Source organism: Streptomyces graminilatus, assembly GCF_001418565.1.
Classification (GTDB): Bacteria; Actinomycetota; Actinomycetes; order Streptomycetales; family Streptomycetaceae; genus Streptomyces; species Streptomyces graminilatus.
Window position 1 is genome coordinate 1 of sequence record NZ_LIQQ01000031.1, and the last position, 15,078, is coordinate 15,078.

Sequence of the window (15,078 nt, forward strand, 5' to 3'; positions counted from 1 at the left end):
GGCGGGAAGGGGCGAGGGGAGGGGTGAGGGAAGGGACGTGAGGTGGGTGTCGGGCAGGAGGCGCGGGAACCGATTGGCGGAGCACCCCCCTGCTTGCGCTAATGTATGTGTCGCAGCGAGCACACGCCCCCTGGCGAATACCCAGGGAGCCACGTTCGATGCAACGAGGCAATCCCCTGTAGCTCAATTGGCAGAGCAGCCGACTGTTAATCGGCAGGTTACTGGTTCGAGTCCAGTCGGGGGAGCTTCGATCTTCCGTAGCTCAATTGGCAGAGCAGCCGGCTGTTAACCGGCAGGTTACTGGTTCGAGTCCAGTCGGGAGAGCGCTTGAACGAGGACCCCGTTGGGGTCCTTTTTCATGCCCTGGGGAACCGCTCGAACCGTGCCGGGGTCCTCATGGTCATGCGAAGTCGACCATCCGAAGCAGGAGATCGTATGAGCGGCTATGCTGCGGCAGACGGCGCGCACAAATGTGCGCGACGCGCCGTAATGGGGCGGTAGCTCAGCCGGTTAGAGCAGCGGACTCATAATCCGTCGGCCGTGGGTTCGAGTCCCACCCGCCCCACCTACGCAGGGTTTTGACCTGCGGAAACGTTTGTTTTTGGGTGTCAGAGCGTCAACTTTGCCTGAACGGACTGAATCCGCTGCTTGTGGGTTGAACAGCGCCGCCGTCCGCGGCTGTTCGACCTGGCCTGACCTGCATAGACGCGCGGGCAACCGCGGACCGGGAAGTCACTGAATATGCCCGGCGTGAGCGACTGGACGTCGAATTCGGGACGCTCGCAGGACGCAGGGAATCGCAAGTGGCCCGTCGCCCGGCCTCGGGTCTCGTGGCTGTCCGGCTGTGGACGCACGGGACGATCCCCACGGCGGCCTCCGTTTCGACCTGCGGTTTCCGGTGCCGTATGAGGGAGACGCCCGCAACTGCTGGGGAGCCGCCCCCTGGCGGGGCGGCCCTTGCATACGCGGTCGAGGGGCTCAGGCCCAGGTGGCCGAGGCCGTGACCTTGTCCATGTTGTTCATGCCTTTCTCCCGGTGCCGGACGCTGTAACGGGCACCAGGGCCTGCCGGAGGCAGGTTGTTCAGGGGGTGCGGGCTTCGGGTGGGGGAGAGCCGTCGCTCCGGCTCGCCCCCACCCGTACGGGGTCACTGCCTGCGGCGGGCAGATGGCAGAGGCACCGGGGCGATGCCTTCGACGACGGTGTTGCTGATGGTGCCGATGCCCTCGACCGTCATGGTGACGATGTCGCCGGGGGCGAGCGGCCGGGGTTCGAAGGTGCCGTTGCGGCCCCAGAGTTCGGCCAGGCAGCCGCCGTTGCCGCACGTGCCGGAGCCGAGCACGTCGCCGGGGCGGATCCAGGTGCCGCGGGAGGCGTACGCCGCCATCTCCTCGAACGTCCAGGCCATGTTGGCCAGCCGGTCCCGGCCGACGTTCTCGCCGTTGACCTGGACGGTCAGGGCGAGGTCGAGGAAGCCCTCCGGGGTGCGGTGGGGTTCCAGTTCGTCGGCGGTGACGAGCCAGGGGCCGAGGGTGGTCGAGGTGTCCTTGCCCTTGGCCGGGCCGAGTTTGACCTTCATCTCGCGGCCCTGGAGGTCGCGGGCGGACCAGTCGTTGAGGATCGTGTAGCCGAGGATGTGCTCGCGTGCCTGCTCGGGGGTCAGATCCCGGCCGGCCCTGCCGATGACGGCGGCGACCTCGAGTTCGAAGTCGAAGCGGAGACAGCCCGGTGGCAGGGGCACGTCGTCGTGGGCGCCGATCATCGCGTACGGGTTGGTGAAGTAGAACGCGGGTGCGGCGTACCACTCCTCGGGGACGGTGTCGCCGTATCCCTGAGCGACGCCCGCGACATGGCTTTCGAAGGTCATGTAGTCGCGTACGGTCGGCGGTCGCAGCGGCGGCAGCAACCGTACGTCGGCCAGGGGCAGTGGCAGGGAGCCGGTCAGGGCGCGTTCGCCCGCCTCGCGCAGCGACTGCTCGCCCTCCACGACCAGATCCAGCAGTTCGGCGGGGTGTTCGAACGGGTGGACCTGGTCGCCGGCGACGACTCCCGGCTGCTGTTTCCCGCCGTGGACGAAGGTCGCGAACCTCACGCCGTGCTCCCGTCCGCCTCGGCCGGCCGCGTGCCGCTGGGCCGGAAGCCGATGAAGACGGCGGCGATCACAGCTGCGGCCGCACAGGCGACGGCGGTGAGGATGAGCCCGGTGTTGTAGCCGTGGGCCAGGGCGTCCGTGGTGTACGGGGCGAGCTTGGCGCTGACCGGGCCGAGGTCGGCGGTGTGCAGGGCGAGCGGACCGCCCTCGTGCAGGACGGCGGAGGCGATGCCGTGCTCCTTGGGGCTGAGGCCCGCGTCGGCGAGGCTGCCCGTGAGCTGACTCGCGGCCATGCCGAGAGCGACGGCGCCGACGACCGCCGGGCCGAGGGTCTGGCCGAGGTCGCGGACCAGGCTGGTGGTGGCGCCGGCCATGCCGGTCAGGGCGGGCGGTACGACGTTGACGGCGGCGGCGGTGATGGCGGCGACGACCAGCCCGAAGCCGACACCGTTGAGCACCAGCGGCCCGAGCAGGGGCACCAGGCCGGTTTCGTGGACCGGCACCGTCCGCATCCACAGTTGGGCGACGGCCAGCGAGACGAACCCGGTGATCAGCATGGGGCCGGGGCCGACGCGGTGCAGCAAGCGGACCAGCAGCGGCCATATGAACGGGGTGATGCCCTGGACGACCAGGAAGGGCACCGCGGTGTGCAAGGGGCTCTGGTGCTGGATGACGCCGAGGCGGATGCTCAGGTCGTACGCGCCTCCGAGGAAGCCGAACATACCGATCACCGCCATCGCGGCCGACGCGGCGAAGGCCGGAATGCGGAACAGCTCCAGCCGCAGCATCGGGGACGCGCCGCGGCTCTCCACCCTCACGAACGCGGCGAGGAACACGACGACGGCGACGAAGGACGCGACGACGGGTATCGAGCCCCAGCCGTCCGACGGGCCCTGGATGATGCCGTACAGCAGGGAGAGCATGGCCACGGCGATGGTGATCTGCCCCGCCCAGTCGAGCGAGCGGCCGTCCGGGGCGCTGGACTCGGTGGCCAGCAGCCAGGCCGCCACCGCGGTGATCACGGCGAGCACTCCGGTGACGCCGAACGCCCACTGGAACGAGACATGCTCGACGATGCCGCCGGACATCAGCGGGGCGATCAGCGCACCCAGCGACAGGGCCGTGGTCCAGGAGGCGAGGCCCTTGGCACGCGCGGCCGGGGTGGGCGTGCTGGCGGTGATCATCGACAGGGAGGCCGGGAAGAGCGCGGCGGCTCCGACACCGGAGATCGCCTGACCGGTGATCAACTGGGCTGCCGAGTCGGAGGTGGCGGACACCAGATAGCCGACGGCGGCCAGCAGCGCCGCGCCCACCACCAGTTTCTTACGGCCGTACAGGTCGCCCACCACACCGAAGGTCAGCGCGAGAACGGCGGCGGGAACGAGGAAGGCGTCGCTGATCCAGGTCAGTTCTCCGCCGGACGCCTGGAGGGTGCGCTGCATGACGCCGTTGATCGCGGCGGGCAGGACAAGTCCGATCTGGGCCAGGCAGACGGCCAGACAGCCGGCGATGATCGTGCCGGTGTGGCGTGCCGTAGCGGCCGGTGCGGCATCGGACGGCGGGCGGCGGGTGGGTCGTAGGCAGGGGTGGAGACCATGTCTCCTCCTTGAAAGGGTTGGCGGGACGTACGGCCCGAGGGGACGACGGGAAGCTGGGCGCACCGGGAGGGGCGGTGCGTCGTACGCGGAGGGTGGGGCCTCGTCAGGGCAGGCGGGGAGTGTCGTCAGACGCCGGGGCAGAGCTCGGCCATGCAGCCGAACAGCCCGGGGCCGTCGAGCGGGGGCAGGGCGGGGTCGAGCTCCCGGTAGACGGTGTGCACGTTGACGGCGAGGCGTTCGCTCTCGTGCAGATCGGCGAAGCGGCCGAGGCGGATGTCGCGGGCCGCGTCCATGGCCGGCATTCCGGCGGTGAAGCGGGCGGTGGCCTGCTCATGGACGTATTCGAGGTAGTCGCGGATCTCGCGGACGGCCTGTTTGGTGGTGACGGGGCCGTGGCCGGGTACGACGATGTCCGCGTCGAGGCCGAGCAGTAGGTCGCAGGCGGCGAGCCAGCGGGTGAAGGGGCCGTGCCAGACGATCGGCGCCGCTCCGGCGAAGACGATGTCGCCGGTGTAGACGGTCCGGGCCTGCGGCACGTGCACGATCGTGTCCCCGGTGCTGTGCGCGGGGCCCACGTCGATGAGGCGGACCTCGGTGCCGCCGATGTCCAGGACTGTTTCGCCGTCGAAGATCCGGTTCGGGAGGGCGGGTTCGATGCCGGTGTAGTCGAAGCGGCCGAAGATCCGTCGCGCGAAGTGTCCGGCGGGGCTGTCCATGCCGGTCAGTGCCAGCATCTCGGCCGGACCCACCTGTCGCATGTCCGCCACGGACCCGCGGGCGGCGATGATCTCGGCGTGGGCCACGAGCTGGTTGCCGAACCAGTGGTCGCCGTTGCCGTGGGTGTTGACCACGGTGGAGACCGGCGCGGTGGCGGTCAACGGTGTCAGCGCGTCGAGCATGGTCTTGGTCAGCCGCAGGTCGTAGAGCGTGTCTACGAGCAGTGACTCGCCTCGGCCGGTGATCAGCCCGGCGTTGCTCATGCCCCATCCGGACTCGCCCGCGATCCAGGCGTAACAGCCGTGCCCGAGCTCGACACAGCCTGTCCGGAATGCCACGGAAGCCACGTTGCCTCCTGTTCCTGTCCCGCTGCCAGATGGCGAGACGTAAGTACATTGCTGGACTTGAGTCCAGCAATGGCCGCAAATCTAAGAAGGTGGTGGGGCGGAGTCAATACCCGTGCGGCCGTGTGTTGTACTGACGGCCATGAAGATCCCGGAAGTGGCAGGCGAAACGGTGTCCACGCCCGCAGCACCGCCCGCCGGACGCCGGGAACGCAAACGACAGCAGGTGCGCGACCGGCTCTACGCCGCGGCGCTGCACTTGTTCGTCGCCCAGGGGTACGAGGCGACGACCATGGACCAGATCGCCGAAACCGCCGACGTCGCCCGGGCCACCGTCTTCAACCACTTCTCGCAGAAGGTCGGATTCCTGGAGGAGTGGGGAGCCCGCCGCCGCGCCCGCGTCAACGAGATCCTCGGCTCCCAGCACGCCGAGGACCTGCCGGTCGGCGACGGGCTGCGCCGCTACCTGAAGGAGATGGCCGAACTCAACGTCGCCTCCCGCACCGAGACCACCGTCCTGATGGACGCCTCCGCGCGGTACGGCCGCCTCCTCCAGGACGCGTCTCTGGAGATCGAACTCGCCAGAATCGTCGAACAGGGGCAGCAGCGAGGGGAGATCAGGGCGGACGTCGACTGCGACCAGGCCGGACAACTGCTGGCTGCCTGCTACTTCACGACAATCCTGCGCTGGATCCGAGAGGAGCCGGCCTCCTTCGATCTCCACCAGCGACTCGCCGGCGCGCTCGACATCATCCTGCTGGGCCTCCTCGTCGGCGAAGCGGCCTGACACGGCACATCACCCTCGCCCAGCCGTACGCGCAGAGGCGAACCAACCCTTCAGTCGACCTGCGCCCTGGGCTTTTCGGCGGGCCGCTGGGGCACCGCCTTCTTCGCCCCGGCGGCCATTGTGCTCGCGGTGACCAGATCCGAGGCGCTCTACGTCGGCATGGGGCACTGCGGCCGTCGGGTGATCACCCGCGTCAACTGCTCCCCGTTCTCCCCGCATGGGTCCTCGGCTTTCGGCACCTTCTCCCCGTCGGCTGCGGGGGAGGCGGCGTTGCCTTCGTGGCGCTGCGTGTCGGAAGGAGAATCCGCTGCGGATGGGTCCGAGACCCATTTGGATGAGCGTAGATCAGCAAGGCCCGCCAAGATCCCCAAAGGACTCATGATTCGTCGGCCGTGGGTTCGAGTCCCACCCGCCCCACTCCGCGCTACGCGAGCAGAGTCGATCTGACCGGCAACTTTGCTGGAGGGTCGGGCGAGTTGAGGGTCCTGGCGACCCTCGGGTGGTCTGTTTGTGGTCTATGGGCGTGCCAATGTTGGTGATGTATCCTGGGTGCATACATCGTGGATGTTGGAGGTGTCCGATGTCCGTCACGCAGATTGATCTCGACGACGAGGCGCTGGCCGAGGCCATGCGGCTCATGGGCGCCACGACGAAGAAGGAGACCGTCAACGCGGCCCTTCGGGACTACGTTGCGCGGATCAAGCGGCTTGAGGCTGCGGAGAAGCTGGCCGCGCGGGGTGCGCGTGGCGAGTTCGAGCAGGCTGCGGCGGCGCATGACGCGGAGAAGCGTGCGCGACGCGAGGCCTTCGAGTGATCACGTATCTGGTGGACACCTCGGCTCTGTGGTACCTGTTTCGCACCCCAGGCGCGTTGCGTCCCTGGGAGGGACACATTGCTGCCGGGGTGTTCCACCTCTGCGAGCCGACACGGGCCGAATTTCTCTACTCGGCAACCAGCCCGTCCCATCGGGATGAGCTCGCAGAGGAACTGGACGCGCTCTGCCTGCTCTCTCCGGTTCCGAAGAACGCCTGGCGTTGGGTCGACACCGCCCAGTACAAACTGACCCAGCAGGGCCAGCATCGGGCGGCTGGGGCGATCGATCTGTTGGTGTGTGCGACAGCTGTACACCATGGGCACACCGTTCTCCATGTGGACAACGACTTCGTGACGGTGGCGGGAGTCCTCAAGGAAGTGCAGCAGCGAGACGCACGAGCCTGATCTCCGGAGGCAGGATCACGGCTGTCGGATTCTGACCTCGGTGATCGATGTCTCCGGGGCGAATCAGCGGTCCCTCCACTGCACCGGCGATAAGACGCGGAGCTATCCCGCCTGCGCGTGCCCATCTGGGACGCGTTCTGGACGCAGGTTGGACACAAGGATCGGAAAAGACTGGCGAGGGTCGAGAAAGGCTGAGGCGCCAAACCGCGTCCGACCTGGGAAAACGGCCAAGATTGGCATTGATCGACAAGGGCCGCCAAGATCCTCAAAGGACTCATAATCCGTCGGCCGTGGGTTCGAGTCCCACCCGCCCCACCTACGCAGGGTTCTGACCTGCGGAAACGTTTGTTTTTGGGTGTCGGGGCGTCAGCTTTGCCTTGGCGGACTGAATCCGCTGCTTGTGAGTTTGGGTCCGGTGGTGCTTGGGGGAATTCGGTCCCCTCTGACCTGCGGTGGAGCAGGTGATTGAGGGGTTGCGTCCTGGGAAGTGGTGTACGGGTTCGACCTGATCCGGGGGTTTGCTCCGGCATCAGGATGGTGCCCGCATAGTTGAACGGCCACCGGCTGATCTTCGAAGTGTCGAAGCCTCGAAGGAGATCAGCACGATGACCGCACCAGACAGTCTGCCCCTGCACGCCCTCGCCGAGGACAACCTCGCCGCGGCGAGTCCCGATCTGCTGCGCGCGATGGTCAAGACGTTCGCCGACGCACTCATGTCCGCGGAAGCCGATGCCCTCTGCAACGCCGAATACGGGCAGGTCAGCGACGAACGCGTCAACCACCGCAACGGCTACCGCCCACGCGAGTGGGACACGAGGGCCGGCACCGTCGAACTCGCCATCCCCAAGCTCAGGTCCGGGAGCTACTTCCCGCACTGGCTCCTCGAACGCCGCCGCCGGGCCGAGCAGGCCCTGATCTCGGTGGTCGCCACCGCCTACCTGCTGGGCGTCTCCACGCGCCGGGTCGAGAAGCTCGCCGAGTCCCTCGGGGTCACCCAGCTGTCGAAGTCCCAGGTCAGTGCGATGGCCAAGCACCTGGACGAGCAGGTCGCCGCGTTCCGCAACCGACCCCTCGACGCTGGGCCTTACGCGTTCGTCTGGGTCGACGCGCTGACACAGAAGGTCCGCGAGGGCGGCCGGATCATCAACGTCCACGCGCTGATCGCGGTCGGCGTGAACGCCGACGGGCACCGCGAGATCCTCGGCATCGACGTCGCCACCTGCGAGGACGGTGCCGGCTGGCTCGCCTTCCTGCGCTCGCTGACCGCCCGCGGCCTGTCCGGGGTTCAGCTGGTCGTCTCCGACGCGCACACCGGCCTGGTGAACGCGATCGGTGCGGTCCTGCCCGGCTCATCGTGGCAGCGCTGTCGAACTCACTACGCCCGAAATCTGCTCTGCCAGGTCCCGAAATCGGCCCAGCCGTGGGTGGCCACGCTGCTGCGGACCGTCTTCGAACAGCCCGACAGCGACGCTGTCCAGGCCCAGATGCGGCACGTCCTGGACGCGTTGGAAGCCAAGTTCCCCAAGGCCGCAGCCCACTTGGATGCCGCCCAGCACGAACTGCTGGCGTTCACCGCGTTCCCGCGCGAGATCTGGCGGCAGATCTGGTCGAACAACCCGCAAGAACGCCTGAACAAGGAGATCCGCCGCCGCACCGACGTCGTCGGCATCTTCCCCGACCGCACCGCCCTGATCCGCCTGGTCGGCGCGGTGCTGGCCGAACAGAACGACGAATGGACCGAAGCCCGCCGCTACATGGGACTCGACCTGCTGGCCAAGGCCCGCCTCCACCCGATCGAGTCAGAAACCGACGAGACCGCCGTGCCCACCGAACTCACCGCATAGCCTCAAAAACGAGATCACCGAGTGGCCGTCAATACACCACTCCAGCGGACGTGACCGATTGAGGTCGTCGTTCGCGGTCTGGGTGGCTGTCCTGAAGGCTGATGCCAGGACCCAGGGGCCGTACAGGGGCCGGGACGGCGCAGCCGTGTCCAGGCCGACGGTTTCTCCGGCCCGATTCGTTGTCCCATTCGCTGTTTGTGCGGCATGGGCTGCCGTCCGCAGCGCGGCCAGTGGAGTACCGGGACGGCAGCGGGGGCAATGCGGATACCGGCACGGCGGGTGCGGGTAGGGGGGCGTCGGCTGCGGTCTGCGCTGTGGAGGCCTGTCGCTGCTGCGGCGTCCCGCCTCACCACAACTTCCGCCGGGCCGACCACGTTCGCGCCCAGTGCGCCGCCGCGCGCTGCGCTCGTTCAGCGCGGTGTACGTCATCACTCGCCCGCTTGGTGCCTCCGTCGCCGGCTGTAGGGACGTCGGCCACGACCAGGGCAGGTGGGAACTCGGGCCGGTCACGTTGTCCTGGATGGTGGCCGTCCTGGGCTTGGAGTATCTGGCAGCCTCTTGCACATACCTCCGGCACGACCTCGCGGCGGGATACGCCGATATCGCCGAGCGCAGGCGCTTTCACCCGGCAGGCAGGCTGACCACGAACCGCGCCCCTGGCGTGTACCCGGGGTCGTAGGTCGCGTCGCCGCCTGTGGAGCGGGCGAGGCGTCGTGCCAGCGGCAGTCCGAGGCCCGCGCCGCCGTGGCCGTCGCCGGGATCCGCGCGACGGCCGGGCTCGAAGAGCTGTCCGGCGAACGGGGACGGTACGCCGGGTCCGTGGTCGATGACGTCGACCCGAACGCCGTCGGGCGCGTGGTACGCCTGGAGTGCGACGCTGGAGTGGGCGTATGCGGCAGGCGTTGGTGAGGAGCGGGCTGACGATGCGTTCGAGGAGGGCGGGTGGGACTCCGGCGGTCAATTGGGTCCGTCGATCGTCAGCGTCAAGTGGCTTGGCACGTCGAGGGTTTCGGCGACGTGATGGAGCGTGGGCATGACCTCGGCGGCGTCCGTGATGACCTGGTGGGTGGTGCGGGTCTGTCGGTGGTGCGGGGGTGGGCCTGCCACCGGTCGAGCTCGGAGATGATCCGGCTCAGCGGGTGCGCAGCTCGTGCGAGAGTTTCCCGTGAGCTGCCGTTCGTGACGCAGAAGTGTGCGGATGCGGTCAAGGATGGCGTCCAAGGATGTGCCGAGGCGGGCGAGTTCGGCGGGATGCTGCTTGCTGCCGAAGCGTTCTTCGGATGCCCCTCACAATCAGCCAGCCTCACACAACGTCACCCGCAACCCAACAACCGATCACGGGAATGGCGAAACTTCAGGATATCCGCCCTGCGTGCACAGCTGATGCGCGTAGGCGAAGGTCACGACCTGCACCCGGTCGCGGAGCTGCAGTTTGGTGAGGATGCGGGTGATGTGGGTCTTGACGGTGGCCTCGGTCAGGCAGAGACGTTCAGTGATCTCCGCGTTCGAGAGGCCGACGGCGATGAGGTGGAACACGTCCCAACGCCGCCGATCCGCCCCCTCGAACCCCGCACCCCTGGAGGCGACCTCTCAGGGCCGTTGGCCACGCTCGGCAGGAGCGGTCGCCCCGGCCGTCCATGAGTCCCCGCCGGTCCGCTGTCCGCCGACGGGGACCCATGGCCGCTGCTCGACTGGGACCCGTCAGAGTTCCAGGCGGTAGCCGTGCCCCCGCAGGGTGACGATGCGGGGCAGGCCGCCGGAGCGGGCCGAGGTGTCGGCGGCCTCGGTGAGGTGGCGGCGCAGGCCGGCCATGGTGACGTCGAGGGTCTTGGTGGAGCCGAACCAGTTCTCGTCCCAGACCTCGGCCATCAGGGTCTCCCGGGAGACGGCCGCACCCGGGTGCTGGGCGAGGACGGCGAGCAGGTCGAACTCCTTGGGCCGGAGCGGGATTTCCTCGTCGTGGAGGGTGCAGCGGCGGGCGGAGACGTCGAGGACGAGGTCGGCCAGGCGGACGGGTTTTGGCGGTGGCGCGGCGACGGTACGGCGGCGCAGGTGGGCGCGGAGCCGGGCGAGCAGCACGGAGAGGCTGAAGGGCTTGACGAGGTAGTCGTCGGCTCCGGCGTCCAGCCCGGCGATCACGTCGATGTCGTCGGTGCGCGCGGTGAGGACGATGATCAGCAGGTCGGGACGGCAGGCTCGCAGGTCGCGGGCGACGTCGAGGCCGTCCATGTCGGGCAGGCCCAGGTCCAGGAGCAGGACGTCGTACGAGGACCGCGCGGCCTCGGCCAGCGCGCCGGAGCCGGTGCGGCTCCAGGTGGGTGCGTAGCCGTTGCCGCGCAGGCCGTCCCGAAGGTGGCGGCCGATGGTGTCGTCGTCCTCGACGACCAGGACGCGTGGTCGGCTGCGGTCGGCGGTGGCGGGCATGCGCATGGGCGACAGCCTAGAAGCGGGCGGCCCGCTGGTCCGGTCCGGCGCGGTCACAGGTCGCGCAGTTCCTCGACGGCCGGGCGTCCGGCGCTGCGGATGCCGTTGAGGGCGGCGGCCAGTACGGCGGCCACCGCGGCGCCCGCGGTCAGGATCAGGTAGCCGGAGGGCACGGACAGGCTCGCCGGGGGCGGGTCGAAGACACCCGTGAGGACCTTCACCAGCATCTCCGACAGAGCCCAGCCGATGAGCCCGCCGCCCGCCAGCCCGCCGCCGGTGAGCAGCAGGGCCTCAGTGAGGACCATGCCGCGCAGCTGGCCGGGTTTCGCGCCGAGCACGGTGGCGATGGCGAAGGTACGGCGCCGTTCGGCGAGGCCGAGGGCGAGGACGAGACCGCCTGCTCCTGCCGACAGGAGGACGGCGAAGGTGAGTTCGATGTGGGTCAGGCCGGCCAGGTCGACAGAGGTGAGGCTGGTGCCCACGGTGCCGCGGGTCTGGGTGAGGTCGGTGACGGTGGCGCCGGTGCCGAGCTGCATGCGCAGGTGGGCGGCGATCTGCTGCTGGTGGGTGCCGCCGGTGTCGAGCAGGAACGCGCCGACCGCGTCGCTGCCGGTCGCCTTGGCCACGTAGGCGGCGTTGGCGACGAAGAAGCTGTCCTTGGGGGCGGTGGGGAACTCCTTGACGATTCCGGCGTAGTGGAAGGGGACGGTGCGCAGTGTCTTGGTGCGGGCGTCCTGGATGCGGAGGTTGACGGTGTCGCCGGGGGAGAGCTGGAAGTCGTGGACGGTCTCGACACTGACCAGGAGGTTGTCGGGGCGTTGGGCGAGGCGCCGCATGAGCTGGTGGGCGGTGCCGCCGGAGAAGTAGGCGTCCTGGAGCGAGGTGGCGCGGGCGACGGTGTCGGGGCGGACGCCGTAGAGGTCCTGGAGGTCGGAGCCGACGTAGGCGAAGCGGTGCTGGACGGGCTCGACGTGCCGTACGCCGGAGACCTTCAGCGTGCTCGCGGCGCCGGGCGGGACGTGGGCGCCGGGTGGTTCGGTGACGGTGACGTCGGCGCCGTTGGTCAGCCGGGCGTCGGCCTCGGCCTGCTGGTGGTAGGTGGAGTTGAAGACGGCGGTGGAGATCGCGAAGGACACCGCGAGGGCGAGCAGCACCACGGAGCGGGCCAGCGGTCGGCGGCGCCGGGACAGTACGGCGGCCGTGGTGCCGGCGAGGGTGGCGGTCAGCGGGCGGGCGAGGCGGGTCAGGGCCGGGCGGCCGTGAGTGAGGGCGAGCAGGGTCAGGCGCCACAGCAGCAGGGCGGCGCCGATCCACAGCAGGGCCGGGCCGAGGAAGGCCCAGTAGGAGACGGAGAGGGTGGGCACGCCCTCGGGGGCGAGGACGAGGGCGTACTGGTTGCCGGAGGAGGCGCGGAAGACCAGCCAGGAGCCGATGAGGAGCGCGAAGTCGAGGCCGTGGCGCATCCACCAGGGAGAGCGGGCGGCGCGGGCACCGCTCTCCTTGCGGGTGTCGGTGACGGTCACCGAGCGCAGGTCGCGCAGGGCGGGGACGAGGACGGCGCAGGCGGCCACGGCGGCGCCCAGGACGAAGGCGATGCCGTACCAGATCGCCCACCCTGCCGCGCTCGCGCCGAAGGAGACGGCGCCGAAGACGAGGCGTCCGGTCAGTGCCGCGATACCGAGACCGGCGACTCCGCCCACGCCTGCTACGAGCGCGGCTTCCAGGCTCGCGAGCGTGGTGATCTGACGGGGCCGCAGCCCGCGCAGCCGCAGCAACCCCTGTTCCTGGCGGCGCCGTTGGCCGCCCGCGGAGGCGACTGCCGCGGTCAGCGCGGCGGCCAGGACGGCGCCGGGGACGCCCAGGAAGAGGAAGAGGATCTGGGCGTAGAGGGCGTCCTGGCGGGCGGAGTCGAGGGCGGCGCCGAGGTTGTCGCCGACCAGTGCGCCGCCCGCCGTCTTGGCTTCGAGGTGGTGGGCGGCGCCGGTGACGGCGCTGAAGGCGGCGGCCGGGTCGGCGGGCAGCTTCGCGCCGCGGGCGACGTGGATCTGGGTGGTGAGGGCGGTGGCGCCGCCGGTGAGGGAGGCGAACCGGGCGGCGGGCAGGAGGACGACGTTGTCGGGGGGCGCGGCCGGCTGGGACTGGGTGGGGGCGCCGACCTTCTGGAACAGGGAGTCGGCCTGGGGAAGGTCGACCACGCCGTCCACGCGCACCTGGCGCGGTCCGGCGCCCGGTAGTTGGATGCTGACGGTGTCTCCGGGCGCGGCGTGCAGGTTGGACGCGGTCTGCTGGGCGAGCAGCACGCCGGTGGGCGAGCCGGAGAGGGCGCGGATCCCGTCCGGGAACAGGTGGCGGTAGCCGGATGGCAGGCCGAGGGCCATGCCTGGGCCGGTGGTCTGGGTGCTGCCCTGCACTCGGGCCGTGAAGCCGGTGGTGCGGGCGTAACCGACCGGGAGGGCGCCCCGGGTGCCGGGGTCGCTGCGGACCTGCCGCAGAACGGAGTCGGCGTTCGCACCGGGCTGCACCTCGACCTGCCAGTCCACGGCGACAGAGCGGACGGCGCGCTGGGTCATGGTCGCCTTCGAGGCGGTGAGGAAGGAACCGAGGGCGGCGATCAGGGCGACGGCGAGCGCGATGCCGGTCATGGCCGCCAGCAGCCGACCGGCGCGGTGGCGGGCCAGACTCCCGGCCCATGAGGTGATCATGGCGTGTCCTCCGGTGCGAGCAGCCGTCCGTCGCGCATGGCCCGCCGGACGGTGAGCCGGGCGGCGACGGCAGGGTCGTGAGTGGTGACGACGAGGGCGGCGCCCGTGCGGTCCGCCGCCACCAGCAGGGCGTCCAGGACGCGGGCGCCGGTGGCGTGGTCGAGGCGGCCGGTGGGCTCGTCGGCGAGGATCAGCCGGGGTTCCTGGGCGAGTACGCGGGCCACGGCGACCCGCTGGGCCTGCCCGCCGGAGATCTCCTCGGGCAGTCGGTCGGCCAGGTCGGCCGCCCCGACCAGACCGAGGGCCTCGGTCACCGAAAGACGCCTCCGCGCCTCCGGCCGGCCGGCGAGAACGAGGGGAAGCGCCGTGTTCTCCGCGACGTCCAGGGCGGGGACGAGGCTGTCGGCCTGGAACACCAGCCCGATGTCGGCACTTCCGCCGAGCCCGGGCCAGGAGACGGCACCGCTGGTGGGGCGTTCGAGCCCGGCCAGCAGATGCAGCAGGGAGGACTTCCCCGACCCGGAGGGCCCTACGATCGCCAGCCTGTCGCCGGCCCGGACGCTCAGGTCGGCCCCGTGGACGGCCACCACCGCCGTCGTCCCGCGTCCGAAGGTCAGTGCTGCGTTCTCGCAGAGGACGAGTGCGTCAGTGGCGGGCATTGCTCGCCTCCCGGGTTTCCCGCGCCCGTCCGTCGTCCAGGGCGATCACCCGGTCGGCGATCCGGACCGCCTCCGCGCTGTGCGTGACGATCAGCACCGCACAGCCGTCCGCGGCCCGCTCCCGCACCATCCGCAGCACCAACTGCTCCGAGCCGCCGTCGAGTTCACCGGTCGGTTCGTCGGCCAGCAGTACGGCGGGGGAGTTCGCGAGGGCCACGGCCAGCCCGGCGCGCGCCAGTTCACCGCCGGACAGCTGGCGCGGCAGGGCGCGGGTCCGCCTGCCGAGCCCCACCTGCTCCAGCAGCTCCTCTGCCGCGACAGCGGGACGGCCGCGCACGGCCCGCTGGGCGAGGCGGATGTTGTCCCGCACGGTCAGGTGCGGCAGCAGGTTGCGGCTCTGGAGCAGGACGCCGATGTTACGGGCGCGCAGCCGGGCCCGCTCGGTCTCCGGCCGGTGGCTGATACGGACACCGTCCACATGGACGTCGCCGCCGGAGGGCTCGTCGAGTCCGGCCAGACACGCCAGCAGGGTGGACTTGCCCGCTCCCGAGGGGCCGACGACGGCGACCGTCTCGCCGCGCCGCACCGTCAGCGACACCCCGCGCAGGGCCAGGGTCTCCTCCTCGCCCGCACGGTAGAAACGGTACAGCTCGCGGGCGGTGAGCGCGTCGTCGTACGACCGGGTGGGCATGAC

General features: G+C 70.2%; 11 protein-coding genes, 3 tRNA genes and 2 pseudogenes. 7 read left to right on the top strand and 9 right to left on the bottom strand.

The genetic code is table 11. From position 1 onward, the window contains the following. The first annotated feature begins 172 nt into the window (after positions 1 to 172). The 3 genes from AOK08_RS03925 to AOK08_RS03935 all read left to right on the top strand — a co-directional run bounded on the left by AOK08_RS03925 (position 173) and on the right by AOK08_RS03935 (position 565). Positions 173 to 245: transfer RNA gene (locus tag AOK08_RS03925), tRNA-Asn, on the top strand. A gap of 6 nt (positions 246 to 251) precedes the next feature. Continuing rightward, a tRNA-Asn gene (locus AOK08_RS03930) sits at positions 252 to 324 on the top strand. Positions 325 to 491: 167 nt separating this feature from the next. Further along, positions 492 to 565 (top strand) — tRNA-Ile (locus AOK08_RS03935). A gap of 581 nt (positions 566 to 1,146) precedes the next feature. On the opposite strand, the gene AOK08_RS03940 is transcribed toward AOK08_RS03935, so the two are convergent. The 3 genes from AOK08_RS03940 to AOK08_RS03950 form a co-directional block, all read right to left on the bottom strand. Beyond that, entirely contained in the window at positions 1,147 to 2,091 is a 945-nt protein-coding gene (locus tag AOK08_RS03940) for a fumarylacetoacetate hydrolase family protein (protein WP_055523667.1), read from the bottom strand. Then, positions 2,088 to 3,533 (bottom strand): MFS transporter, encoded by a 1,446-nt coding sequence (locus AOK08_RS03945; RefSeq protein ID WP_338400116.1) that lies wholly within the window; start codon positions 3,531 to 3,533, stop codon positions 2,088 to 2,090. Before AOK08_RS03945 ends, AOK08_RS03940 begins: the two co-directional genes overlap by 4 nt. A gap of 281 nt (positions 3,534 to 3,814) precedes the next feature. Further along, on the bottom strand, positions 3,815 to 4,744 hold the full coding sequence (locus AOK08_RS03950; protein ID WP_241826816.1) for an MBL fold metallo-hydrolase: 930 nt from the start codon (positions 4,742 to 4,744) through the stop codon (positions 3,815 to 3,817). Between the two features lie 148 nt (positions 4,745 to 4,892). Between AOK08_RS03950 and AOK08_RS03955 the strand changes: the two genes are divergently transcribed. The 4 genes from AOK08_RS03955 (at position 4,893) to AOK08_RS03970 (ending at position 8,599) form a co-directional block, all read left to right on the top strand. Further along, positions 4,893 to 5,537, top strand: a complete 645-nt coding sequence (locus tag AOK08_RS03955) for a TetR/AcrR family transcriptional regulator (protein WP_055523670.1) — start codon at positions 4,893 to 4,895, stop codon at positions 5,535 to 5,537. A 580-nt stretch (positions 5,538 to 6,117) separates the two neighbouring features. Further along, entirely contained in the window at positions 6,118 to 6,351 is a 234-nt protein-coding gene (locus tag AOK08_RS03960) for a type II toxin-antitoxin system VapB family antitoxin (RefSeq protein ID WP_020136336.1), read from the top strand. Then, positions 6,348 to 6,755, top strand: a complete 408-nt coding sequence (locus tag AOK08_RS03965; protein WP_055523672.1) for a PIN domain nuclease — start codon at positions 6,348 to 6,350, stop codon at positions 6,753 to 6,755. Before AOK08_RS03960 ends, AOK08_RS03965 begins: the two co-directional genes overlap by 4 nt. A 605-nt stretch (positions 6,756 to 7,360) precedes the next feature. Beyond that, positions 7,361 to 8,599: an IS256 family transposase gene (locus AOK08_RS03970; RefSeq protein WP_055523674.1), complete on the top strand. Its 1,239-nt coding sequence runs from the start codon at positions 7,361 to 7,363 to the stop codon at positions 8,597 to 8,599. Between the two features lie 621 nt (positions 8,600 to 9,220). Here the strand turns inward: AOK08_RS03970 and AOK08_RS48820 are convergent. The 6 genes and pseudogenes from AOK08_RS48820 to AOK08_RS04000 form a co-directional block, all read right to left on the bottom strand. Further along, positions 9,221 to 9,883 (bottom strand): annotated as a pseudogene (locus AOK08_RS48820) (sensor histidine kinase); the annotation flags it as partial. Between the two features lie 51 nt (positions 9,884 to 9,934). Further along, positions 9,935 to 10,138 (bottom strand): annotated as a pseudogene (locus AOK08_RS03980) (response regulator transcription factor); the annotation flags it as partial. A gap of 162 nt (positions 10,139 to 10,300) precedes the next feature. Next, entirely contained in the window at positions 10,301 to 11,029 is a 729-nt protein-coding gene (locus tag AOK08_RS03985) for a response regulator transcription factor (protein WP_079053806.1), read from the bottom strand. A gap of 47 nt (positions 11,030 to 11,076) precedes the next feature. Continuing rightward, positions 11,077 to 13,725: an FtsX-like permease family protein gene (locus tag AOK08_RS03990; protein WP_055523678.1), complete on the bottom strand. Its 2,649-nt coding sequence runs from the start codon at positions 13,723 to 13,725 to the stop codon at positions 11,077 to 11,079. After that, entirely contained in the window at positions 13,722 to 14,384 is a 663-nt protein-coding gene (locus AOK08_RS03995) for an ABC transporter ATP-binding protein (RefSeq protein WP_055523681.1), read from the bottom strand. Before AOK08_RS03995 ends, AOK08_RS03990 begins: the two co-directional genes overlap by 4 nt. Then, on the bottom strand, positions 14,371 to 15,075 hold the full coding sequence (locus AOK08_RS04000; protein WP_055523699.1) for an ABC transporter ATP-binding protein: 705 nt from the start codon (positions 15,073 to 15,075) through the stop codon (positions 14,371 to 14,373). The genes AOK08_RS03995 and AOK08_RS04000 overlap by 14 nt, the downstream gene beginning before the upstream one ends. Positions 15,076 to 15,078: the final 3 nt, after the last annotated feature.